This is a genomic window from Peribacillus sp. P4_D6, assembly GCF_056401795.1.
This window is the reverse complement of sequence record NZ_JBFUIQ010000026.1, coordinates 20392-43972: the sequence shown is the minus strand read 5'-3', so window position 1 is coordinate 43972 and position 23581 is coordinate 20392. Positions and strand designations below refer to the sequence as shown.

The window sequence follows — 23581 nt, the reverse complement described above, 5'->3', positions numbered from 1 at the left end:
CAAACGATAGAATAAAAGAGGCATGAAAAAATAGCCGTTATACTATCGTTTCATCATCTCAATCCCCGAAGAATAAGAAACGTGAAAAATTCAAGGCAGGTCTCCTGACTCATGATCATCCTACTTTGAGTCCTTCCCGTATAGAGAGCTATACAGTGGTTTTCTCATTTCGTCACATTTACAGTTGCGAGGACAGTTCCGGGTTTACACCGGATTCCCTTTTCAGCCATCACTGGCACCTTGGATTATAAAAATTCTATATATAGTTATTGGAATTGTTTATGTAATCAATATCTAGTATTTCTGCTTATATTATCGTAAGCCATATACGATGATAATTCAACTAATATATTTGAAAAAAACCAATCCTTATCTATTGACAAAGTGATGGAAGAGGGTGGGGGAATGAAAGATTTTATGGGGGAATGGATAAATCAAGCGCTGATTTTACGGGATTTTGTGTTAAAATAAAGTGTCTAGTAAAGGTGGCTCTCCGTTATTGCACTGAGGGGATTCGCGGAAAAATATTTATGAAAAAGGGGATAAAATCTTGGAAAAAGTATTAGTTTTTGGACATAAAAACCCGGATACAGACACAATCTGTTCAGCAATCGCTTATGCAGATCTTAAAAAACAGCTAGGTATCAACGCTGAACCAGTTCGTCTGGGTGAAGTGAATGGTGAAACTCAATATGCATTGGACCAATTCAAATTCGATGCTCCCCGTCTTGTGGAAAAAGTTGCAGGGGAAGCTGATGGCGTAATCCTGGTCGATCATAACGAACGTCAGCAAAGCGCTGAAGATATTGACCAAGTCCGTGTGTTGGAAGTTATCGACCATCACCGTATCGCTAACTTTGAAACAAGCGATCCATTATATTACCGTGCGGAACCAGTTGGCTGTACGGCAACCATCTTAAATAAAATTTATAAAGAAAACGGCATTGAAGTCCCTAAAGCAATCGCAGGTCTTATGCTGTCTGCCATCATTTCCGATTCTTTATTGTTCAAATCGCCGACTTGCACGGAGCAGGACGTTGCAGCAGCAATGGAACTCGCTGCCATTGCTGGAGTCGACGCTGAAAAATATGGCTTGGAAATGTTGAAAGCGGGAGCTGACTTAAGCGACAAAACGATTGCCCAGCTCATCACTCTTGATGCCAAGGAATTCTCCATGGGAATGGCTAAAGTGGAAATAGCACAGGTCAATGCCGTTGATCCGAACGAAGTCCTTGCTAAGCAAGCAGAATTGGAAGCAGCGATTGAAGCGGTCATCGCAGTGAAGGAATTGGACTTGTTCCTATTCGTCGTTACGGATATCCTGACTAATGATTCCGTTGCCTTGGCCCTTGGTAAAGCGGCATATGCGGTTGAAAAGGCATATGACGTTTCATTAAACAATAACATCGCCGTCTTGGAAGGCGTTGTATCGCGTAAAAAACAAATCGTTCCGGTCTTAACCGACGTATTCAGCAAATAATTCAGGAAAAGGGTTGCTCATTAAAACTTGGGCAGCCTTTTTTTGTACATTCAAAAAAAGACTCAACCATCCCATTAAGGGTGTTTGAGTCTTTTTTCTTAATTTAAAGATTCCTTTTCTTTTTCATAGGCGATGACAATCAATTCTTTATTGGCTTCCTCGCCAAGTTTGCTTTCAAAGCTTTTCAGTTCATTCAATAAATCCGGTGACAGATTTGCTGCCGTATAATCCTGCTCGGGTGTCATGCTTTTCGCTCCTTTCAAAAGGAAATGATTCATGTTATCTATTTTGTCGGTTTGAAAAGTTTCTATTCAGCAGAATTTTACTTCTTTAAGATATTTTACTTTCTGAGGTGGCGAGTTTTTCAAGCAATGTCGAACTTTCTTCATCGAGTCCTTGGACTTGGACAGGTATTCCCAAGAGCTGATATTTAAGAATAACCGTATCGACAGCACCAACTGCTGAAGCATCCCAGATCTTGGAATGGGAGAAGTCAATGACGATTGCATCGGCTTTTTCCTTGAAGTCGAACTTTGAAACAAAGTCCTGGACAGAAGCGAAAAATATTTGTCCGCTGATACGATAAGTGATTTTCTTAGCCTGGATGTCTGCCGATTTCTCTACTGCCACTTTAGAAATTTTAGCCGAGAAGAAAATCATGCTCAAAAGCACTCCGGCAAATACGCCTTTTGATAAGTCATGTGTATAAATGACAATGAGGACCGTCACGATCATCACGGCTGCATCCGACTTAGGAGCTCTAGTGAGCCTCTTTAGGGAAGACCAGTCAAATGTCCCGATTGAAACCATGATCATGACTGCGACAAGTGCAGCCATCGGTATTTTGATAAGGACATCATTCAATACAACGATTAATACCATAAGGAATGCGCCCGCTACAAATGTCGAGAGCCGGCCTCTTCCACCAGATTTAATGTTGATACCGGATTGGCCGATCATCGCACATCCTGCCATGCCGCCAAAACATCCGGCGATGATATTCGCAATCCCCTGGCCTTTGGCTTCCTTATTCTTATTACTGTCCGTGTCAGTCATCTCATCGACAATTTGAGCCGTCAATAACGATTCAAGCAGTCCAACAAACGCAAGGGCAATGGAATAAGGGAAAATGATCGCCAAAGTTTCGAAGGTCAAAGGGATGTCTGGAAGCATGAACATCGGAAGCGCTTCGGTCAATTGCCCCATATCCCCAACCGTCCGCACCGTAGCCCCCGTGGTAACTGCAACGATCGTCATGAATATGATGGCGACAAGTGGTGAAGGTATGACTTTCGTGATTAGCGGAAAAAGATAAATGATAGCTAATGAAACGGCTGTCATGACATACATGATCCATGTTTCGCCCACGAAATGGGTGAGCTGTGCCGTGAAAATCAAGATGGCTAAAGAATTCACAAAACCAGTCATGACTGGCTTCGGAATGAACTTCATTAATTTCCCGATTTTTAAAACCCCTAGTAAAATTTGCAGCAAACCAGTCAATATGGTTGCAGCAAGTAAATAGTTCAAGCCATGATCTTTAACAAGGTCGACCATGACGAGTGCCATTGCGCCAGTGGCAGCCGATATCATTCCCGGCCTTCCGCCGACAAAGGAGATGACGATGGCAATGCAGAATGAGGCATATAGACCAACCATTGGGTCAACGCCAGCAATGATCGAAAAGGCAATCGCCTCTGGAATCAATGCCAAGGCAACGACAATACCCGAAAGAACATCTCCTCTAACGTTGCCGAACCATTCCTTTTTGTAAGCAGATGTATTCAAAGAAACACTCCTTCTTTTATATATGTGTGTTCATTTCTTTTTTAACGCACTAAATTATAGCATGAGTCCTTTATTCTATCTATATGGATAATATAAACGACAAATCGAGGGCTATTCATTTCTTATCTTACGAAGGAAAATGCTTTAAGAGAGAATAATTGGTATAAAAGGTGATTGAGCTATCATGTGAGGGAAGTCAATTATATCGAGGTAGGCGAATGCATACAGGTAAAGCTTGTAATAAAGTCAGTCGAATGGGATTTCCGTTAATGGCTTGGCCATTTTTGACGTAAGGGGCCCCTATAGGATTTTGTGAAATTCCCGCTAAGGGGGAGTGGAGTAAAACGGTAGAGATCTATTTCATAATTAAAAATCAAAAACATGGATATCCCTTTCCTGCTAGCTTTACGCCACCGATTGGAACCGATTCATGACATTCTACGCTTACTTGATTTATATCTTATCGAGCCCTATAGGGTGACCGTACCTTTACCATTCATATAATGAAAAAAAGATCGTGCTCTAACTGTGTCAATATGTGGGCAGGAAGTAAGAGAGTTTTTTTACCGGAATGATATTTTCCCGTTTTACCATATATGGAAGTGGTGAGGATGAAAAGCCAGCTCTATCAAAGTTTGGGAGTATGAACCGTCCTTGTGTTAAGAGGCTATTCCTCATCAATGATACTGGATTTACATAAAGGACATGTTACTTCTTTATAATGCTTGAACCTGATCTTTCGAAGGTCGCTTCTGGATAACATTGCGAATGCATTATATCTTGTGCCGCATGCACAAGTATTTTTATCTTTAACTATGTGTCTCTCATCCGTAGTAGCTGAATAAATGGTTGGAAAGAACATATATAACCCTCCTTGTTTTAATTTTAGGCAAATTAAAAAGGGGCAAGAAAATTAATTATAAAGTGATCCATTCAAGAAAAATCTTGGCAACCCGGCTGCCGTGACAACTAAGTTGTTGGTTTAGGCCCGTGGCTTTGCGTCTTTTACTTTCATAAAATTTGCCTGAATTAATCTTAACATAAAGTTCGATGTGTTATGAAGTGCTGGAAAAATACTTATCAGTTTGTGGGTGTGTCATAAGGGTTGGTGGACTTTACGGATAGGCATGAACGTGACCCCTTCAAATCTCTTTTCCTTGATTTCTCTTCTATCATTCCCCATATAAAAAAGCTCCAGAAGTATCGAGCACTACAGCTGTATGACCATTAAACATGAGAAAGCCTGCTTCCAGATGGAAGCAGGCTTCCTTGCCAAAAATGTGATTAATGTGATCTGGCCAACTCCGGATTGCGGTGCATCGCGAAATAGAGGACAAGTCCGGCTATGAGGAGTAACGTGCTTGTCGTGATGAAGACGGCAGAGAATCCGTAGAAACCAGCAACCATTCCGCCCATTGCGGGTCCGATGATATTGCCTAAAAAGCGCAGGCTCGTATTGTACCCAAGCACTTCCCCCTGCATTGCGACAGGCGCTTCTTGGCGAATGTAGGCAATCCTTACAGGGATGATGCCGCCTATTGCCATGCCTAGTATGAAACGTACAAAGACAAGCTGCCAAAAATGATTGATGAAGGCACCGGGCAAGTAGACAAGAGCTGTCAGAAAAAGAAGCAGCACAAGTATCTTCACATGTCCATGCCGATCACCTATCTTGCCCCAGTGACGCGCCATCAATAAATTCCCCAGGCCTGCTGCAGAAAAGGCGATTCCTGAATAAAAACCAAGATTGGAAGTTCCATGCAGCTCACCAACGTATAAAGAAAGAATGGGCTGGATGCTGAAGTGGGCAACTTGGACAAGCGTGGAGATGAGCATGACATTCACCAAGATGGGATTCCTTAAGATATGTGAGAGAACCTCCCTGCTTGTATAGCTCGACTTCGTTCCCTCCTGCCGCTCCATTCGGTACTCCTTGGTTGCAAAAACAAGAAGACCAGAGATGAAAATGGTGATGGAGGTGAATTTAAAGGCGGTTGAATAGCCGAGTGTGTCTGCAAGGACGCCGCCAAGCAATGGTCCGAAAAGGGAACCGGTTATATTTCCCGTTTGTAAGGTTCCCAGTACACGTCCGGCAATTTCTTTTGGTGTTTGCGTTGATATGAAGGCCTGGGACATGGAAATGAAGCCAGTGAATATTCCTGTGAACATCCTTAGGACGAATAGCTGCCAAACATTTTCGACGAATCCCATCAGGAAGATGGACAGGCCCATCCCAAAGGCGCAGGCAATCAAGATTTTCTTTCTGCCATACCGGTCACCAATCCGTCCCCAAATGGGGGAAAATAAAAAGGCTGTCACGAAAGTGATTCCAAAAGTCCATCCGGACCAATGCTGGATATATTGAGTCGAATAATCTCCGAATGTACCAATGTATAAGGATATGAATGGGAGAACCATCGTCATGCTCCCGCCTATGAAGAAATTGGCGAACCACATGATGAAAAGGTTCCGTTTAGCTATTTTATGAGCGTTCATTTTACATACAACACTTCTTTCCTCCAAAAAAAACTTCGGGTTCCTAAATAATAGTATACAGAAATTAATTAATTTATTAAACGAATTTGTTTAACAGGTTTTTTAATGAATGGGCAAATGGTATAATGTGAAAATACTGATTTTTCAGAAAAGTTAAATAAACAAAAGGTATTCATTTTTCCAATTAAAGGAGTTTTAAACATGTTGACGATTTTAGGGTTTTGTATGATTTTAACGTTTCTGGTCTTGGTCATCACGAAGCGGTTATCAGTGGTTGTCGCTTTTATCTTCACGGCAATAGCTTTTGGTCTGATTGGTGGGTTTGCCTCGGAAATGGGAGATATGATGGTTGCGGGTATTTTAAAGGTGACACCGACAGCAGTCATGATCGTTTTTGCTATTCTGTATTTTGGTTTAATGATTGACGTTGGTTTATTCGAGCCCATGATCGCTAAAATACTGAGTTTTGTAAAAGGAGATCCGCTAAAGGTTGTCATGGCAACCGCCATTATAACCATATTGGTAGGTTTGGACGGAGACGGTTCTTCTACATTCATGATCACTGTTTCGGCCATGCTGCCGCTTTATATCAAATTAGGGATGAACAGGCTCGTATTGGCCTGTGTCGTTGGTTTGGCCGCTGGCGTCATGAACATGATTCCATGGGGCGGTCCTTTGGTCAGGGCGGCCGCGAGCCTTCAGGTTGAAGTTTCGGAGTTATTCATTCCTCTTATTCCGGTCATGGTTTGCGGTCTTTTATGGACGCTTTTTTCGGCATATATACTTGGCAAAAAGGAAAGGGAGAGATTGGGAGTCGGCTCCTTGGAGACGAACATCCAACCTGGTATGGGCGAACAGGCTGCAGCTGTTGAAACCGCACCTCAAGGAACATCCAGGCTTTTTTGGTTTAATTGGTTCTTGACGATTTTACTGATGGTATTGCTGGTGATGGAAATGCTGCCGATCCAAATCTTATTTGCCTCCGCTTTTGCGATTGCACTATTCGTTAACTTTCCGAACCCAAAAGAACAGCAGGAAAGGATTTTAAGTCATGCCAATAGTTTCGTGATGATTTGTACACTCATTTTCGCAGCTGGGATTTTTACGGGTGTATTCACGGAAACAAAGATGATGGACTCGATGGCTGCTTCAATCGTAACTGTCATTCCGGAGTGGCTCGGGGCACATTTGCCACTGGTGGTAGCGCTGACGAGCATACCGATGGGGTTCATTTTCTCACCTGATGCCTATTATTTTGGCATTCTGCCAATCATAAGTGAAACGGCATCGAACTTCGGCATTGCCCCTGTAGAAATCGGAAGGGCGGCATTATTAGGTCATTCGACCGCAGGGTTCCCCTTATCGCCATTGGTGCCTGCAACATTCATATTGATTGGCCTTGTAGGCGTGGATTTTGGGGATCATCAAAAATTCCTGTTTAAATGGGCGTTTGGGACAACCATCATCATGACGATCGCGGCCATTACTTTCGGGGTCATCACTTTGTAAAAATGTGAGCCCATTAAGCTATAGTGTAATATCCTTGTCTGTGAATTTAGTAAGGTGTTCACTCTCATTGGTGTAATCTATTTTCCTATTTATGCCGCTATCTGTTTATTCTTCCATAATAGTGGAAAGTAATAAGAGGAAGATACATATAAGAGAGTGGAGGGAAGTTATCATGAACTATAAACAAAAGCTTATACTGCCTATGTGTGCTGCCTTTTTACTGTATGGATGCAATTCAGCGGATGATTCAAATCAGGCCGATAATAATGCCGAGGACATGACTACAGCGGGACAAGGAACAGATACAGAGGTTGATCCGCAGGTGAAAGCGGAAGTTAAAGATGTAGAAGGTAAAACACTTGGAACGGTGAACTTTACCGCTGAAGAGAATTCTGTAGTGATCGAGACCGCTTTGGAAGGTCTTGAGCCAGGCTACCATGGATTCCATGTGCACGAGAACGCAGCATGTGAGCCGGATGCCAAGGATGGCCCTTTCACTACAGCGGGAGGACACTTCAACCCAACTGATGAAACGCATTCTAAACACGCAGGTGATATGCCCCCTTTATATGTAAAAGAAGATGGGACAGCAAAATATACGGCAACATTGGATAACATGACAATAGACCAACTGAAGAAAGAAGAGCTGGCTGTAATCGTTCATGCTAACCCAGACAACTTTGCCAATATTCCTGACCGCTATGAAGCCAATGGAGAAAAAGGACCGGATGCAGATACTTTGAAAACTGGTGATGCAGGCGATAGACAAGCTTGCGGGATTGTTGTAAGTGCAGATGCAAAATAACATGAATGAAGAGCGATTCCCCTAAAAAGGAATCGCTCTTTTCATGTAGGTAAGACTGATGACCGCTAAAATCTAAAAGCGGAAACCATTCTTTTTACGTATTAAGAAGGTTTTTTCTATTGTAATATAGAAGTAAGAATGGAAGTAATATTGCAGTAAAAGCAGATGGCATTAAAGATCAAAGTTAATTCTTACAGTGGAATGAAGTCCAAGGCATAAGTTTAATATAGAAAAATAAGATTTGGTTTAATCGATAAAAAAACCCGAACAGGGATCATGTCCACTGATTCGGGTTTGCTAAAATCATTTTGCCGTAATGGAATCTTCGATTAGCTGTAATCTCTCAGCCACTTCTTCATCAGAAAGGTTATGCTCGACTACATAGCGATTACGCGGATGCACTCGGCATTCATGGGTACAGCTGCGCATATGTTTGTGTTCATTCTCTTCGCTGCAAAGGATTTTCTTGTTGCATTCAGGATTAGCGCAATTGACATAGCGTTCACAAGGTTCGCCGGAATAAATATCGCGTCCGACGATTACATGTTCCTTTTGATTGATAGGTACGGCAATCCTTTCATCGAAAACATACATTTGGCCATCCCATAGCTCACCTTGGACTTCGGGATCCTTCCCGTATGTTGCGATGCCGCCGTGCAGCTGGCTTACATCTTCAAAGCCTTCTTCGACAAGCCAGCCGGAGAATTTCTCACAGCGGATACCGCCAGTGCAATACGTTAGGATTTTTTTGCCTTCGAACATTTCTTTATTTTCCCGTACCCATTCCGGAAGTTCACGGAAATTCGTGATTTCTGGCTTGATTGCACCCCTGAAATGTCCTAAATCAAATTCATAGTCATTTCTGGCATCAAGGACGATGGTGTTTTCATCTTGCATTTGCTCGAAGAATTCCTTCGGGCTCAAGTATTTGCCTGTCGTCTGGTTCGGGTTGATGTCGTCTTCCAAGCGAAGTGTTACAAGTTCATTGCGTGGACGAACATGCATTTTTTTGAAAGCATGGCCTTCAGCTTCATCTATTTTAAACACGATATCGGCAAAGCGGGGATCGCTTTTCATCATGTCCATATATTTGTCGGTTTGTTCGATCGTACCTGAAACCGTTCCGTTGATACCTTCTGAAGCCACCAAGATACGGCCTTTCAATTCAAGGGCTTTACATGCCGCAAGATGCTCGGCTGCGAATACTTCGTGATTCTCGATAGGTACATACAAATAATAAAGTAATACTCTATATGGTTTTGTTTCCATTTTTTATTTACCACCTATGTTTTATATTTGCAAGATATAAAGGGTGATCATTTAGACACTTTTCTCTTACAGATAATCATTATACCAAGAAAACGTAAAAATGATAAGGGCATGAAGAAAAATCAAGAGGAGTTGTATCGAATGTTGAAAGAGTTAATGAGATATCCAATCATTCAGGCACCGATGGCAGGAGGAGCTTCCACTCCAAAGCTTGCGGCTTCAGTATCCAATGCAGGAGGATTGGGCTTTCTCGCAGCTGGCTATAAGACTGCGGAAGAGATGAAGGACGAGATAGGGCAGACCCGTCAGTTGACTGAACGCCCTTTTGGCGTGAATGTATTTGTGCCAGGCAACGAGCCGGCGGATGAAAATATATTATCTGGCTATCGTGAAAAGATCGAAAAAGAGGCCGAGAGCGTCGGGGCTGAGATTGGAAAAGCCGATAGTGATGACGATGATTGGGGAAATAAACTAGATGTATTGAAGGAGGCTGGGGTCGCGGTCGTCAGTTTTACGTTTGGATGTCCAACGGAAGATGTAATAAGGGAGCTCCAAGATGTCGGTTCCCTTATAGCAGTGACAGTAACCAACCTTCAGGAAGCAAAAAAGGCGGCGGGAGCAGGCGCGGACGTTCTATGTGTGCAGGGGTTTGAAGCAGGGGGGCACCGGGCCAGTTTTGATGACCGCACAGAAGATGATTACGGCCTTTTAGTATTGATTCGGATGATAGGGGCTGAGCTGGACTTACCGATCATTGCCGCGGGCGGACTGATGCATGGAAAGGATATCGCAGCCGTGCTCGAAGCGGGAGCAACAGCGGCGCAATTGGGTACCGCTTTCCTTCGCTGTCCCGAAAGCGGGGCTAGTCCGGTCCATAAGGCGGCGCTGGGAAATCCCCGATTTACTAAGACTGCTGTTACCCGAGCCTTCAGCGGCCGGAGGGCACGCGGGTTGGTGAATCACTTTTTAACGGAATATGATAGCGTTGCACCGGTCGCCTATCCTTATGTCCATCACATGACCAAACAAATGCGAAAAGCAGCCGGACAAAAGAACAATCCTGAATTGATGGCTTTGTGGGCAGGACAGGGTTATAAGTTGAGCAGGGAACTTCCTGCATCGGAATTGGTTGAACTGCTTGTGGATGAATTAAACTGAGGAGGGTTTGGATGCTGATGGAGATAAGGGAATTATTCTTGGATGAGCCACCCCCGATGCATTTATTGCTTTTGGCAGATCCTTCAAGGAAATTGGTCGAGGAATATTTGGGAAGTGGAACGTGCTTTGTTGCCATGGGTGATAACCGGATGATCGGCGTTTGTGTTTTACTGCAAAAAGACCCGGAACTGATAGAGATAATGAACATCGCGGTCGATGAACAGTACCATGGAAGAGGAATCGGCAGGCAATTGATTGAACATGCGATAGGCCATGCAAGGGAACAGGGATATAAAATGATTGAAATCGGAACGGGGAATTCGGGGATAGGGCAGCTTGCCCTTTACCAAAAATGCGGTTTTAGAATAACTGGGGTCGATCGGGATTTTTTTACTAGAAACTATTCCGAGGCCATTTATGAAAATGGGATTCAGTGCCAGGATATGATCCGCTTGTCACAAAGCTTGGACTAAGCAGGGATCATTCAAGTCTGACGGAAAAGCTTTACAGACAAAAGTGTGCGTCGAATTGCTTAGGGGGTAATGAACTTGTTCATTGGTGATATGATTTATCTTCTTTTTGCTTTACTAATGCCATTTTTATTTGCGATTGGTGTTTTCATATTCATTCGATCAACGAAAAGGCAAAAGGATTCTTTATCGGAAATTCGTAAAGACTCACATGAAAAATAGCAGCAAGAGAAAAGAGTGCAAAACAATGGCACTCTTTTTCTCATTTTCACCTTTCTAAAAAAGCTTCCAAATTCCTTTTCACACTGGGCCATTCATGCTCGAGAATACTATAGACCACCGTATTCCTGATCCTCCCATCTTGCAGCTTTTTCTCCATCCTCAAAATCCCTTCTTCAAGGGCGCCGAGCCTGGTTATTGCGGCACGTGATCTTTTGTTGCATTCGTCCGTCCTGAATTCAACCCGTTTCATTTGCCACTTTTCAAAAGCATGCTGCAATAACAAGTACTTACATTCAGTGTTAATGGCTGTTCGCCATTTGTCGGGATGATACCAAGTCGCGCCGATTTCCAGCGATTGATTATGAAAGTGAATATTCCTTAAGCTCGTGCTGCCAACTACCGAATCATCTGTCCGATCGATAACGACAAATGGATGATGAAGTTCCTGTTCCCTTGCTCGAATGCCTTCCTTTACATAGGAGATCGCCTCTTCATATGACAAAATCTTTGTTGCACTCCATTTCCATATTTCAGATGGCAGGGAAGCGGCGTAAAGCGGTTCGATATGATGTTCCATCATCGGGGTGAGTATCACGTGTTTACCGTATAATTCGAAATCCTCCATAGTTTCCTCCTCTTGATTGATATCTTAATTATAAAAATATTCTGGTTCTGCAATAAGGACCAATGCTGATATAATTTATGGAACCAGTTTGAAGGAGGACCAAATGTTTGAAATCACTTTAACCCTAGATAAAACGAACAAAGAAGCTTTATATGTGCAATTGTATAAATACTTTATAAAGGAAATCCAGAATGGACAAATAAAGGCCGGAATGAAACTGCCTTCTAAACGAAAACTGGCCTTGCATTTAGGGATAGGCCTGAATACAGTTGATACGGCTTATCAGCAGTTGATGGCAGAAGGATATGTGGAAAGTCAATTAAGGAAAGGTTACTACGTAGCCGATTTAGAACCGATTTCAGCTTTGAATGAGCCATTGCCTGTAACAGAAGGGATAATGGACCCTCTGAATGAAAGAAATGAGATAGATTACAATCATGGCCGGGTGGACGTGGATTCTTTCCCGCATGCCGTATGGAAAAAGTGCTTGAATAATACGTTGTATCTACAGGAAAGGGAAATGTTCATGAGCGGTGATCCACAAGGGGAATGGGGGCTTAGGGCTGAGATTTCATCCTATCTATTCCAATCAAGAGGAGTTCGCTGCGGGGCTGATCAAATCATCATTGGGGCAGGTACCCAGTATTTCATCCATCTTCTGCGGTTACTACTTGGAAATGAGCGGGTATTTGGGTTGGAAGATCCTGGATTTCATCGGGTAAGGGAGGTACTGAGGCTGGAGGGGGCGGTTACGGAATTCATACCTTTGGATGAAAGTGGAATGAGTGTGGACTCATTGAAAGAGAGTACAGCGGATGTAGCCTATGTCACACCTTCCCATCAATTTCCTTCCGGTATGATCATGCCGATAACTAGACGGGTGGAATTATTGAATTGGGCGGTGGAAAAAAAAGGTTATATTATTGAGGATGATTATGACGGGGAATTCCGACATGCAGGCAAACCGATTCCGTCGTTGCAGGGGTTGGACACAAATGGAAGGGTCGTCTACCTAGGCACGTTTTCAAAGTCGTTCATCCCATCGATCAGGGTGGGATTTATGGTGTTACCCATGGAGTTGTCTTGCCGATTTCAGCAGAAGTTAATCGGATATAAACAGACCGTTTCCAGACTGATTCAGGAAACGCTCTGTCTTTTTATGAAAAATGGACATTGGGAACGCCATCTGAATAAAATGCGAACGATTTATCGTAAAAAGAATAAGGTGCTGCTGAACGCAATGGAAGAGAGCTTCCATGATCGTGTAGCCATAATCGGTGAAAAGTCAGGATTGCACGTTCTTTTAAACGTAAAAAACGGCAGCAGTGAGGCAGAGCTCATCCAAAGGGCTGCCAGTGTGGGGGTTAAAGTCCACCCAACATCGGTTTATCATTCAAAGAAAGTGAAAGATCCGACTATTTTGATTGGGTACAGTGGTTTAACCGAAAGGGAAATCGAAGCTGGAATCCGGCTTTTAAAAAAGGCATGGCTATAGCTTAGTGTGAAAGTAAGGAAACTCCTTGCTTCACACTTATTCTAAAATGATACAAGCTACCCATTTTAGTTTCTTATATTATTGAGGATTTTAAGGACCGTCTGGAAAAATACTTCCTGTTCTTCTTCAGTAATGCCTTCCAAGGCTTTTCCTTCGATTTTTTCTGCAATCTTAAGACATTTTGTATGTACCTCTTTGCCCCGGGGGGTCAGTTCGATTCGTTTTTCCTGTTCATCTTTACCAGGAACTTGTTTAATCATATTATTCTGTTCCATGCTGTTGACCGAACGTGTGATGATCACACTGTCTACATCCAGGTAACTGCAAATATCGGGGATTGTGGAATAGCCACAGTTCTTTAAGTAATTCAGGATTGTCCACTGATTATGGTAAATTTCAAGGGCTGTAATTTGTTCATTCATTTTGCTGACTAATGATCTCGATACTTGTAAATATTGATGAAATAATTGAGTAGGGTTCGTCATATGATTCTCCTTTATAATGGTCGACCAGTCCATTATATTCTTTAATTCTTAAAAGTCTATTGTAAAGAATCATTTATTTCAGTCAATGTTTATTTTTGGAAGCAAAGCGGGGAAGGGTAAAATTCTGGCAATATGAATGAATTGAGGGAAAGCTCAGTCTTCCCAAATCTCAAACAACAAAGAGGGAAGCATCTGCACAATCACAAGAAGAACATTAATCATGATGGAATATATTTCAGCCTAGAGACAAAGTCGAGAATTCATGTTTACCTACAGTTTTTTTGTGGTTTGTCCATTTGGGCGTTTATTTCCGTTCCAGGCACTCGCTTTCCGCGGGCGGTCCGGGGAGCCTCCTCGGCTTGCACCTGCAGGGTCTCCCTTTGACGCGCTTTTCCCGCAGGAGTCTCGAACACCCGCTCCAATCAACTTTGTTATAACATTTAGTTAGAAACCATACCTAAGGAGTTGAAGGTGCTGCCGGTACATCAATTAAAGATAGATACACTTTCCGGACCCCTTTTAGTCTACTGCTTGTAATATATGATGGGAAGAATATATTACTCTTTGAAATGGTCCATAAGTGCCGACGAAATTGGTAAAAGTATAAAACGCGCTGAATGCAGTATATCCTGCTAACAAAAACCAGCCTCTAAAAAGTGGCTGGTTTTTGTTTAAAACTTCTCGCTGGTGGAGCGGTGCTTTGTTTCTTTTTTATTTCGTTCTTCTTGATGTTCATATTTAATTTCATCAATTGGTAAATCATCAATGGGCATGACCACTTGATCACGTTCCAGCTGTTTCTCCTGATTTTTCTTGAAGGCCTTGGATTTATCATTACGCTCCTCAAGATACTTTTCTTTATCTTTATTATCCAATGTGAATCCCTCCATCTCTTTGTATCTCTTTTTCCCCTTATTGAGAAAATAAAACGTATAAGCGAAATATATGTGTCCCCGTTTCATAAATATAAGGAGAACAGGAAGGTGCAAGGAGGGTTTGTTCAGTGAATGTCGCCGTCTTTTTTCGCTGGTTCTGGAGGGGAATACTCCTTCTAGTCATATTAATCGTCATTCCGTATTCATGGGCGTTGATTTTAGCGCTGCTCACAGCCATTCTTTTGGATGGATTGGTCCGCATGATTGGTGAAACGGCAAAGCTGCATCGTTTTTGGGCAGTGTTAATTTCATTTATTTTATATGTAGGCGGGCTTATGAGCATCACTTATTATTCTTTTTCGGTATTAATCAAGAAGGTCATTGTCTATTCGGAAGAATTTCCCGGTTTCATACGTGAAGTGTATTTGACGGCTATATTGCCAGTCATTAGGCAATGGGAACGGTATTCGCAAACTTTGCCGACAAACCTCATTCAATCGGTAGAACAGACGATGGAAAAGGGAGTCATGGCTCTGGAGGGGTTCACAGAGGGCTTTGTTCAGGATATGGTCCAGTTCGTGACACTCATTCCTGGATTTTTCATTGACTTTTTAATTTACTTAATCGCTTTATTCTTATTCAGTCTTGAATTGCCTAAATTAAGAAAAAAGGCAGTCCTTTATTTACAGACATCCACCTATCAAAAAATTTCGCTAGTTTATCAAGATTTAAGGATGGCAGCCGTAGGCTTCATAAAGGCACAAATCCTCTTGAGTTTAATAACGTTCATCATGGCTTATGGAGGACTATGGTTGTTACATGTGAAGTATATGATTCCATTGGCAATGTTAATAGTGGTGGTGGACATTCTTCCTATCTTGGGGACGGGATCTGTGCTGGTTCCTTGGGCAGCGATCGTTTGGGCTCAAGGAAATCATCATCTTGGTGTTGGCCTCATCATTCTATTCCTGGTCATTACCATCATAAGAAGGACCATTGAACCAAAAATCTATTCAGCAAATATGGGGTTGAGCCCATTGGCATCGTTGGTCAGTCTTTATTTAGGGTTTAAGATGCTTGGTTTCCTTGGGCTTTTCCTTGGACCTTCGATACTGATTGTTTATGATACGCTAAAGAGGGCAGGTGTCATTAAAACCAACTTCAAAATATGAAAGATTATTAGATGTTTTTGGCCTGATTTCTTAAATTTGACATATCTTTTACCGCTTTACCTTGACCGTTGCAATGATTGCAGTCCCGGGAAAAGAATTGAAGATAACGGGTTTTCCCTTTCCCTTTGCAGTGCTGGCAAATGGTTATGAGTTTCATGATTCTTCACTCCTTCAAAAAGTATCGCTTTTTTAACAGTATGAAACAATAAAGGTAGAACTATACTTCATGTAATCATCCAATGTTAAATGAAGCAGGTTTTATATAATATGTATTTATTTTATTTCATGTACCAGTTGAAAAAAAAATAACCCCCGCTCCTATTGTATTAGGAACGGGGGTTATTATCATGAAACGATTTCGGTTTGTGATATGATCGGGAATTCTTTCACTTCGCTTACGACTTTTGCTTGTTTATATATTTCAATATAACGAATATGGTGATCTTCCATTTCCTTTATCCTGAAGTTATAGGGACCATAAGTCAGGATATCACCTTGTTTGGCCTCATAATCCTCTGTAAGAATCCATCCGCCCATCGTATCAATATCTTCATCATTGATATCCAATCCGAGTAAATCATTCACTTCACTTACTAATACCTTGGCATCGATGATGTAGTGATCTTCTTTTAATTTGCGGACATCGGGAACTTCATCCAGGTCGAATTCATCGCGGATATCGCCAACGATTTCTTCAAGGATATCTTCAACGGTAACCAAACCTGAGGTACCGCCGTATTCATCCATGAGGATGGCCATGTGGATCCGTTCCTTTTGCATTTTTAAAAGTAAATCGTGAATCGGGATACTGTCAATGACACGGATGATCGGACGAACATATCGGTCGATCGTTGACGCTGCCTGATTGTTTCTGTCTATCATTTCAGTGAATAGCTCTTTGATATTGACCATTCCGATAACATGATCCTTATCACCATCAATGACAGGATATCGCGTAAAATTCTCTTCCGCCATTACGGTGAAAAACTGCTGGATCGTATCATCTTTGGATACCGTTGCAATTTCTGTACGTGGAACCATGATTTCTTTTGCGATCCGATCATCGAATTCAAAAATCTTATTCACATATTTAAACTCTGATTGGTTAATTTCGCCACTTTTGTAGCTTTCGGAAACAATGATTCGAAGCTCTTCTTCTGTATGAGCCAAATCATGTTCGGAAACCGCTTTTAATCCTAGCATTCTTGTAAGCGTCCTTGCAGAGCCATTCAGTACCCAGATGAATGGATACATGACTTTGTTAAAGGCAATTAAAGGTTTCGAAACCAATAATGTTACTTGCTCCGCTTTTTGAATCGCCAATGTTTTCGGTGCCAATTCTCCAACAACGACATGTATGAACGTAATGAAAGAAAAGGCAATTGCAACCGAGAGTGCATGTGAAGCTGAATTTGGAAGATTCAATTGATTAAAGAGTGGGTGCAAAATGCTTTCAACTGTCGGTTCCCCAAGGAATCCAAGCCCTAGGGCTGTAACGGTAATTCCGAGCTGACAAGTTGAGAGGTATTCATCCAGGTTGGAGATGACCTTCTTTGCTGAAATGGCATTCCTCGTTCCTTCTTCAATTAATTGATCGACCCTCGTGCTTCTCACTTTAACAATCGCAAACTCCGTAGCTACAAAAAATGCTGTTAAAGCAATTAAAATGGCAATAAGAACCAAGTTTATTATGTCCAAATAGTCTCCCTTAACTCGCCTTCGAGACGAATAAGGAGTACACCTCCTACATTTTTAAAATATACAAGTATATTTTTTTTGCCGTGCTGAATATTTTCGGGATTGCTTCTGTGGCCATAGATGTGCAGCCGCTTGAACTCCCATTTCTTTTAGTGATGAAGAGAATAATAGTATATGCCGATTAGCGATGCGTAGACGGGAAATAGAAGAATTTCTGTCTGAAGGAGTGCAGCCATTTTCCAAAAGGACAAATATCCGTTACGCAAAGCAGCGCCTGTCCGTCACAACGAACATTCTTTAATGCCCCATCAAATCACCTCAATCTAATTAATTTAAATACTTTCATTATAGAAAGAGTTAATCATTCAGTCAAACAGCTTACGGCACCTTAAATCCGGTAAATTGCTTGTAAAGGATCAGTTTGAGCTAATAAATAGCTGTTTTTGACTGTTTTCTCTACTTTATTGTAACATATTATAGAATATTCAGAAAACTGAGGGCCGTTTCATAAAAAATTGCTCAGTTTCATTATTTTTTTGATGGTACAAACATATTCTATAGAAACCAAGACAAGTTTTAAATGCAAGAATTAAAGGGGGTGGCAGCCATGAAAATCATGGAACGGATGGCAGCGATCATTGCCGGCAGCATGCTTGTAGGTGTGGGAATCAATTTTTTTCTGATACCTTATCATTTATTGGATGGCGGCATGATAGGGATTGGGCTGATTTTTCATTACTATATAGGACTTCCGACAGGACTGGGTGTGATATTGAGCAGCATTCCATTATATATATATGCTTGGTACTTTGAAAAAAAATTATTCCTGAACAGCTTGCATGGCTTGCTTTTTTCCTCTTTATGCATCGATATTTTTTCCGACGCTGTCTCAGGATGGAACCTCCCCATTTATGTAAGTGCGATAATCGGGGGAGGGTTGATTGGACTTGGAATCGGTTTAATGCTTCGGTATGGGACCTCTACAGGCGGAACCGATATGTTGGCACAGATCCTTTCCAGGAAAAGTGGACTCAATGTAGGTCTGCTGATTTTTTTCATTGATGGGTGTGTACTGCTTTGCGGATTGAGCGTTGTGGGGACTTCAATCTTTTTATATTCATTTTTAACGATCATCGCGGTAGGCATGCTGACTTCAGTCACCGTAATGCGAACCATTTGATGTGAAATTATGTATAAAAATCTGAAAAAAGGAAAGGATGGGCAATATGAAGAGGACAGATTTTTAGTCTAATAAATAGTAAAGGGAAGTTCATATGAAAAAACTTTATATGTGTACTGCGTTGTTAGTTATGCTGGCAGGGTGTCAAGAGTCTGAAATGCCAGAGGATAAGGAAGTGAACAGTGCTGTTCCAGTATCGATGGATGCATCAATTGTCATTAAAGGGAAAGTGGAGCCTGGAAAAGAAGTCATTATTGAAACGGCAGTGAAACAGGGAAGCCAATTGGTGAATGAAGCTGATGAGGTGCTGTTTGAAGTGAGAAAGTCCGGACAGGATAAACGGGAAATGCTTGAAGCAAAGAATACTGGAAGTGGCATGTATCAAGTGATGCATACTTTTGAGGAACAAGGCAAATATATTGTAGTGTCCCATGTAACGGCTAAAGGCCTTCATGTAATGCCTGAAAAGGAAGTTGTCGTTCCAGGACATGAAAGTGAAGGTGCATCGGTTCACCCTAGTACGGATGTATCTATCGGGTTTCAAAGTAACCCTGTAAAGGCAGGAAACAGTTCGAACTTTGAAGCAACGGTTGAATTGAATGGGAAGCCGCTGACAAATGCAGATGTGAATTTCGAGGTGTGGAAGGAAGGCAGCGAAGAGAGTCATTTCACCAAGGCTGAAGAAGATGGGAATGGAACATATCTAAATAAGGTATCTTTCGAAGAAGCGGGAACCTATAAGGTCCAGGTCCATGTTGAAAAAGACGAAGTGCATGAACACCAACTGCAAACTATTCATGTCAATTGATTGTTTTTTGGATCGAATCGTTTAAATAGGTTTTATTACTTCGTTAAATGGGAAGTTAAAGGATAACGGTACAGCAGAAAAGGAGGGTAAGCATGAATAATCAAATAATCAACAAGTATAAAGATCTCGGGATTCATATTGAAAAAACGAAATCACGGCAGGAGATTTTCACTAATGTTTCACAAAATGATTCATCCTTACTCACTGCCGCTGTTTTTTCTCAAATTTCCCAAAAAGGGGAGCTAAAAGAATATTGATGTAAAGAGACCGGAGTACATAGCAGCTGGTCTTTTTTTGTGCAATCCTGAATGTGGTGCATTGTGAAACTGGACATGAAAAATCGAATAGAACGTTATGAGCTGAATAGGATAGAAGGACAAACAATTTGAAATTAGCGTAAGGGGAGTCCGATAGCATGATATCACAGCTTATTATGACGATATTGAATTGGTTTGCGGAAATGGGCTATATGGGGATTTTATTGGGGCTGATGGTTGAAATCATCCCGAGTGAGCTTGTTCTTGGATACGGTGGTTATGTGGTAGGCCTAGGGAAAATGAATTTTTGGGGAGCTGTTCTTGCCGGTGTGGCAGGCGGGACGATGGCACAATTATTTCTCTATTGGGCGGGGTATTATGGAGGAAGGCCCTTTCTCTTGAAATATGGAAAATATATTCTAATTAAAGAAAATCATATTGTACATGCTGAAGAGTGGTTTAAGCGGTATGGCGTGGGCGTGGTTTTTACGGCTCGATTCATTCCGGTTGTTCGCCATGCCATTTCCATCCCTGCCGGAATTGCGAGGATGTCAGTATGGAAGTTTATATTTTATACGGTTGCGGCTGTCATACCTTGGACCATATTGTTCCTGACCTTAGGAAGGATCCTCGGCGAGAATTGGCAGCAAATCCGGGAAATAACTGAACCTTATCTAATACCGGCTGCTGGTTTTTCCTTTATCCTCATCATGCTGTATATCTTATGGAAAAAAAAGAGCACACCTCCAATCGTAACGGTCAAAAAAATGGGACGGTTTCCCGATAAATGAACAAATCGTTAAAAAACAGCCACGTAAAATAACCTTTTACGTGGCTGTTTTTGATCCATTAACCTTGGGTACCTTCAAGAGGAAGATGTACGACCTTTTTTGTGACCTCGATGGAACGGATGGCGTGATCTTCCATTTCAATCACTTTAAAGCAGAATCCGTCTTTTTCCATGATGTCCCCTACCTTCACATCATAGTTTTCAGTAAGGACCCATCCGCCTATAGTATCGACATCATCTTCTTCCAAGTGAATGCCAAGGAGATCATTCACTTCCTTTACAAGAAGTTTAGAGTCCAAAATATAATGTCCTTCTTTAATTTTCCTGATTGAGGCAACTTCATCGATATCGAATTCATCACGAATTTCCCCAACGATTTCCTCGAGGATATCCTCGACTGTGACAAGTCCGGAAGTTCCGCCGTATTCATCCATCAAAATAGCCATATGAATGCGTTCTTTTTGCATTTTTAACAGCAAATCGTGAATTGGTATATTTTCCATTACCCGAATGATCGGACGAGCGTAATTTTCAATCGCTTTGATATGGATTTCCCGGTTCTTGATAAGATCCGAGAAAACTTCCTTTAAGTTCACTAGGCCGATGACATGGTCTTTATCACCTTCGACAACAGGATATCTAGTGTATTTTTCCAATTTGGCCACATCGACGAATTCCTGTACCGTTTCATCCTTGGATATGGTCATGATTTCTGTCCGTGGAACCATGATTTCCTTGGCAACTCGATCATCGAATTCAAAGATGTTATTTACATATTTAAATTCCGACTGGTTAATCTCCCCGCTTTTATAGCTATCTGACAGGATGAAACGCAATTCTTCTTCCGTATGGGCTATTTCGCTTTCGGATGCTGGCTTAAAGCCAAATAATCCGACAACGAATCGGGAAGAATGATTCAAGGCCCAGATGAAGGGAAAGGCTATCTTATGGAAAAAAATCAGCGGGCCGGCAATTGCCAAGGTCACTTGCTCAGCCTTTTGGATGGCAACCGTCTTTGGAGCCAATTCACCTACAACCACATTCAGGAACGTAATCAGGGAAAATGAAATGACAAATGTCAGAATGCTTGTAACTTCTTGTGGGATATTCAAGGCATTGAATAAGGGCCCAACCAATTTGAGGACGGTCGGTTGTCCTAGCCACCCCAGTCCAAGGGCAGTAACGGTAATTCCTAGCTGTGTAGCGGATAGGTATTCATCAAGATCGGATGTAACCTTCTTTGCCGCAATGGCTTTTTTGTTTCCTTCTTCAATCAGTTGATCGATCCTGGAGCTGCGAACCCTTATGATCGAAAATTCCGAAGCTACAAAAAAGGCTGTTAAAGCAATTAAAATAATGACAAATAAAAAACTTAATATGTCCAATTAGTGTGGGACTTTATTGAATCGCCAGATGTGCCGAACGATTTAATTATCCCAGTCACCTCCCAAAACCAATAATGAATGAAATGATATTAGTATATAAAATGTTAGATGGAAAAATAATTCGCTATCTTGTATAAAATCTGGTTTTTATTTTCAATCTATAGGATCATTCACCTCGATCAGTAGTGGAACCTTCCTATTAGTATAAGTAACTGGACGTCAATCAGTCAAAAATTTCACACTAAAACCCTAAGGAAAAAAGGATATTTATCCATTATTTAGTTTTTAATTGTATGGAAAAGGTCGTTAGGAAATCGGTAGAGTGACAGGATAATGTTCCTTGATGCTTTAAAACGATTTCTTTACAGACGAATAATCCCAATCCCGTTCCTCTTTTTTTTGTGGTGATGAATGGCTCAAAAATATTCGGCAGGACGTCGTCAGGTATCTTCGGCCCATTATTCGATATATTTAAAGTAAGAATGCCGGGTGGCGATTCAGAGCCTGAAATGTAAATGGATGGGGAAGGCATCCCTGCAACCACATCAAGAGCATTTAATATAATATTTAGTAAAACTTGACGGAATTCTTCTTTAGAACCCGAAATTACGGCATCCTCGGCAATATTGCATGTAATGGAAGCATTAACTTCCAAAATGCTGGGATATAAAAATTCGATCACCTCATTCACAAGCTGAGCAATGGAAAATAGATCAGGTTGTGTTGTTGAAGTCTCCTTTTTGGAAATATTAAGAAATTGAGTGATCCGGTAATTGAGCTGATCCAATTCCTTTGAAATGATATCAAGGTACTTTATCTCAGGTTGTTCTGCCTGTAATAATTGTATGAATCCCATGATGGAAGTCAGTGGATTTCTGAATTCATGGACAAAGCTTGAGGTCATTTGGCCAAGGAGCGTCAAACGGTCTTTATGGTTTGGGCTTATGAATTGATAGCGTTCTTCAAGTTCCATCGTTTTCAATTCGGTATAATGGGATAATGCAAAATGAATGAGTTTATCGAAGTAAACGTTTACCCGTTTTATTAGAGCCGATATTTCCTCTTTGTGTGCTCCGGAATTCAAAATGTGCTCTATGATGACGGATCTCCCGATGGTTGCAGTGGAAAAGAAATTTTCCATATCCAATTGCTTAGTAACGCGATCAGCCGCAATTTTTTCCCCTACGACCTTCAGTACATCGTCTATGTCAGTATCCGATTTTCCAACCTGCTCCATTAGCAAATTAAAAATATTTTCCACTTCTCCTTTAAAATACCCCAGATATCCGTCCGGTAAATGCAGCAACTCATCTTTCCATTTGGAAATGATACTGTTTTTTTGAGAAGATAAAAAGTGAATGGTCATTTCTCGATTAGATACCATTTTGCCCTCCATACTGTAGGAAAATGAATTTACTTTTGACCCAGAAAGTGCTTTATTTGAATAAAATTACAAAATATCAAAATAATTACAACTTGTTTTCATGATAACAGATTACTGTTCCTTTAACATGTGTCAATTGGATAAATATTCGGCAATCAATCAATAAATACCTTTTTTTGACACAGTTTTATTACAGTAATTACAGGAATAAATAACAAAAAAAGGTACCC

22 protein-coding genes and 2 riboswitches are annotated in these 23581 nt (G+C 41.4%); of the genes, 12 read left to right on the top strand and 10 right to left on the bottom strand.

The window, feature by feature from the left end; all coding sequences use genetic code 11:
• Positions 1–77: 77 nt before the first annotated feature.
• A riboswitch (cobalamin riboswitch) is annotated at positions 78–258 on the bottom strand.
• A gap of 292 nt (positions 259–550) precedes the next feature.
• Positions 551–1480 carry a manganese-dependent inorganic pyrophosphatase gene (locus tag AC1DVB_RS11040; protein WP_034314865.1) on the top strand — a complete coding sequence of 310 codons (930 nt, stop codon included), beginning with the start codon at positions 551–553 and terminating at the stop codon, positions 1478–1480.
• 98 nt (positions 1481–1578) lie between these two features.
• Here AC1DVB_RS11040 and AC1DVB_RS11035 read toward each other — a convergent pair whose 3' ends face one another.
• The 3 genes from AC1DVB_RS11035 to AC1DVB_RS11025 all read right to left on the bottom strand — a co-directional run bounded on the left by AC1DVB_RS11035 (position 1579) and on the right by AC1DVB_RS11025 (position 5764).
• Positions 1579–1725 carry a hypothetical protein gene (locus tag AC1DVB_RS11035; RefSeq protein ID WP_153246080.1) on the bottom strand — a complete coding sequence of 49 codons (147 nt, stop codon included), beginning with the start codon at positions 1723–1725 and terminating at the stop codon, positions 1579–1581.
• A gap of 85 nt (positions 1726–1810) precedes the next feature.
• Entirely contained in the window at positions 1811–3268 is a 1458-nt protein-coding gene (locus tag AC1DVB_RS11030) for a SulP family inorganic anion transporter (protein WP_328118145.1), read from the bottom strand.
• A 944-nt stretch (positions 3269–4212) separates the two neighbouring features.
• Positions 4213–4303: riboswitch (cyclic di-GMP riboswitch) on the bottom strand.
• Between the two features lie 249 nt (positions 4304–4552).
• On the bottom strand, positions 4553–5764 hold the full coding sequence (locus tag AC1DVB_RS11025; protein WP_034314861.1) for an MFS transporter: 1212 nt from the start codon (positions 5762–5764) through the stop codon (positions 4553–4555).
• Between the two features lie 201 nt (positions 5765–5965).
• Between AC1DVB_RS11025 and AC1DVB_RS11020 the strand changes: the two genes are divergently transcribed.
• Together AC1DVB_RS11020 and AC1DVB_RS11015 are read left to right on the top strand one after the other, a co-directional pair.
• Positions 5966–7273 (top strand): CitMHS family transporter, encoded by a 1308-nt coding sequence (locus AC1DVB_RS11020; RefSeq protein WP_477589243.1) that lies wholly within the window; start codon positions 5966–5968, stop codon positions 7271–7273.
• 172 nt (positions 7274–7445) lie between these two features.
• On the top strand, positions 7446–8078 hold the full coding sequence (locus AC1DVB_RS11015) for a superoxide dismutase family protein (RefSeq protein ID WP_057275736.1): 633 nt from the start codon (positions 7446–7448) through the stop codon (positions 8076–8078).
• A gap of 303 nt (positions 8079–8381) precedes the next feature.
• Here AC1DVB_RS11015 and trhO read toward each other — a convergent pair whose 3' ends face one another.
• Entirely contained in the window at positions 8382–9347 is a 966-nt protein-coding gene (gene trhO / locus AC1DVB_RS11010; protein WP_057275737.1) for an oxygen-dependent tRNA uridine(34) hydroxylase TrhO, read from the bottom strand.
• Positions 9348–9491: 144 nt separating this feature from the next.
• Here trhO and AC1DVB_RS11005 point away from each other — a divergent pair, with 144 nt between their 5' ends.
• The 3 genes from AC1DVB_RS11005 (at position 9492) to AC1DVB_RS10995 (ending at position 11197) form a co-directional block, all read left to right on the top strand.
• Entirely contained in the window at positions 9492–10505 is a 1014-nt protein-coding gene (locus AC1DVB_RS11005; RefSeq protein ID WP_477589253.1) for a nitronate monooxygenase, read from the top strand.
• Positions 10506–10522: 17 nt separating this feature from the next.
• The gene (locus AC1DVB_RS11000; protein ID WP_057275887.1) at positions 10523–10978 is read left to right on the top strand and encodes a GNAT family N-acetyltransferase; all 456 of its coding nucleotides are present in this window, start codon (positions 10523–10525) and stop codon (positions 10976–10978) included.
• A gap of 75 nt (positions 10979–11053) precedes the next feature.
• Complete coding sequence (locus tag AC1DVB_RS10995; protein WP_170946858.1) at positions 11054–11197, top strand: hypothetical protein; 144 nt, start codon at positions 11054–11056, stop codon at positions 11195–11197.
• Positions 11198–11243: 46 nt separating this feature from the next.
• On the opposite strand, the gene AC1DVB_RS10990 is transcribed toward AC1DVB_RS10995, so the two are convergent.
• Positions 11244–11822, bottom strand: coding sequence for a GNAT family N-acetyltransferase (locus AC1DVB_RS10990; protein WP_454862082.1), 579 nt, complete (start codon positions 11820–11822; stop codon positions 11244–11246).
• Positions 11823–11925: 103 nt separating this feature from the next.
• Between AC1DVB_RS10990 and pdxR the strand changes: the two genes are divergently transcribed.
• A complete protein-coding gene (pdxR, locus tag AC1DVB_RS10985; protein WP_377332690.1) occupies positions 11926–13317 on the top strand; it encodes a MocR-like pyridoxine biosynthesis transcription factor PdxR in 1392 nt (463 codons plus the stop codon).
• Positions 13318–13382: 65 nt separating this feature from the next.
• On the opposite strand, the gene AC1DVB_RS10980 is transcribed toward pdxR, so the two are convergent.
• Entirely contained in the window at positions 13383–13802 is a 420-nt protein-coding gene (locus tag AC1DVB_RS10980) for a MarR family winged helix-turn-helix transcriptional regulator (protein WP_034314851.1), read from the bottom strand.
• Positions 13803–14473: 671 nt separating this feature from the next.
• A complete protein-coding gene (locus AC1DVB_RS10975; RefSeq protein WP_057275739.1) occupies positions 14474–14677 on the bottom strand; it encodes a hypothetical protein in 204 nt (67 codons plus the stop codon).
• A gap of 128 nt (positions 14678–14805) precedes the next feature.
• On the opposite strand from AC1DVB_RS10975, the gene ytvI reads away from it, so the two are divergent.
• Positions 14806–15849, top strand: a complete 1044-nt coding sequence (gene ytvI / locus AC1DVB_RS10970) for a sporulation integral membrane protein YtvI (protein ID WP_377332688.1) — start codon at positions 14806–14808, stop codon at positions 15847–15849.
• A gap of 345 nt (positions 15850–16194) precedes the next feature.
• On the opposite strand, the gene AC1DVB_RS10965 is transcribed toward ytvI, so the two are convergent.
• Positions 16195–17547 carry a hemolysin family protein gene (locus tag AC1DVB_RS10965; RefSeq protein WP_187050562.1) on the bottom strand — a complete coding sequence of 451 codons (1353 nt, stop codon included), beginning with the start codon at positions 17545–17547 and terminating at the stop codon, positions 16195–16197.
• Positions 17548–18154: 607 nt separating this feature from the next.
• On the opposite strand from AC1DVB_RS10965, the gene AC1DVB_RS10960 reads away from it, so the two are divergent.
• From AC1DVB_RS10960 to uptA, 4 genes are all read left to right on the top strand, one after another.
• Positions 18155–18727: a YitT family protein gene (locus AC1DVB_RS10960; protein ID WP_477589239.1), complete on the top strand. Its 573-nt coding sequence runs from the start codon at positions 18155–18157 to the stop codon at positions 18725–18727.
• A gap of 94 nt (positions 18728–18821) precedes the next feature.
• Positions 18822–19535: a FixH family protein gene (locus AC1DVB_RS10955; RefSeq protein ID WP_477589237.1), complete on the top strand. Its 714-nt coding sequence runs from the start codon at positions 18822–18824 to the stop codon at positions 19533–19535.
• Positions 19536–19627: 92 nt separating this feature from the next.
• Positions 19628–19792 (top strand): hypothetical protein, encoded by a 165-nt coding sequence (locus tag AC1DVB_RS10950; protein ID WP_153246081.1) that lies wholly within the window; start codon positions 19628–19630, stop codon positions 19790–19792.
• A 161-nt stretch (positions 19793–19953) separates the two neighbouring features.
• Positions 19954–20583 (top strand): undecaprenyl phosphate transporter UptA, encoded by a 630-nt coding sequence (uptA, locus tag AC1DVB_RS10945; protein WP_063592651.1) that lies wholly within the window; start codon positions 19954–19956, stop codon positions 20581–20583.
• A 58-nt stretch (positions 20584–20641) separates the two neighbouring features.
• Here the strand turns inward: uptA and AC1DVB_RS10940 are convergent, their stop codons facing one another.
• Together AC1DVB_RS10940 and AC1DVB_RS10935 are read right to left on the bottom strand one after the other, a co-directional pair.
• Positions 20642–21967, bottom strand: a complete 1326-nt coding sequence (locus AC1DVB_RS10940) for a hemolysin family protein (RefSeq protein ID WP_057275744.1) — start codon at positions 21965–21967, stop codon at positions 20642–20644.
• Positions 21968–22241: 274 nt separating this feature from the next.
• Positions 22242–23351 (bottom strand): sensor histidine kinase, encoded by a 1110-nt coding sequence (locus tag AC1DVB_RS10935; RefSeq protein WP_057275745.1) that lies wholly within the window; start codon positions 23349–23351, stop codon positions 22242–22244.
• Positions 23352–23581 lie beyond the last annotated feature (230 nt).

Coding starts and splice junctions, on each gene's coding strand:
- AC1DVB_RS11035 (WP_153246080.1), bottom strand. CDS start 1,725: ATGACACCCGAGCAGGATTATACGGCAGCAAATCTGTCACCGGATTTA.
- AC1DVB_RS11025 (WP_034314861.1), bottom strand. CDS start 5,764: ATGAACGCTCATAAAATAGCTAAACGGAACCTTTTCATCATGTGGTTC.
- AC1DVB_RS11020 (WP_477589243.1), top strand. CDS start 5,966: ATGTTGACGATTTTAGGGTTTTGTATGATTTTAACGTTTCTGGTCTTG.
- AC1DVB_RS11015 (WP_057275736.1), top strand. CDS start 7,446: ATGAACTATAAACAAAAGCTTATACTGCCTATGTGTGCTGCCTTTTTA.
- trhO (WP_057275737.1), bottom strand. CDS start 9,347: ATGGAAACAAAACCATATAGAGTATTACTTTATTATTTGTATGTACCT.
- AC1DVB_RS11000 (WP_057275887.1), top strand. CDS start 10,523: ATGGAGATAAGGGAATTATTCTTGGATGAGCCACCCCCGATGCATTTA.
- AC1DVB_RS10990 (WP_454862082.1), bottom strand. CDS start 11,822: ATGGAGGATTTCGAATTATACGGTAAACACGTGATACTCACCCCGATG.
- pdxR (WP_377332690.1), top strand. CDS start 11,926: ATGTTTGAAATCACTTTAACCCTAGATAAAACGAACAAAGAAGCTTTA.
- AC1DVB_RS10980 (WP_034314851.1), bottom strand. CDS start 13,802: ATGACGAACCCTACTCAATTATTTCATCAATATTTACAAGTATCGAGA.
- AC1DVB_RS10960 (WP_477589239.1), top strand. CDS start 18,155: ATGAAAATCATGGAACGGATGGCAGCGATCATTGCCGGCAGCATGCTT.
- AC1DVB_RS10955 (WP_477589237.1), top strand. CDS start 18,822: ATGAAAAAACTTTATATGTGTACTGCGTTGTTAGTTATGCTGGCAGGG.
- AC1DVB_RS10950 (WP_153246081.1), top strand. CDS start 19,628: ATGAATAATCAAATAATCAACAAGTATAAAGATCTCGGGATTCATATT.
- AC1DVB_RS10935 (WP_057275745.1), bottom strand. CDS start 23,351: ATGGTATCTAATCGAGAAATGACCATTCACTTTTTATCTTCTCAAAAA.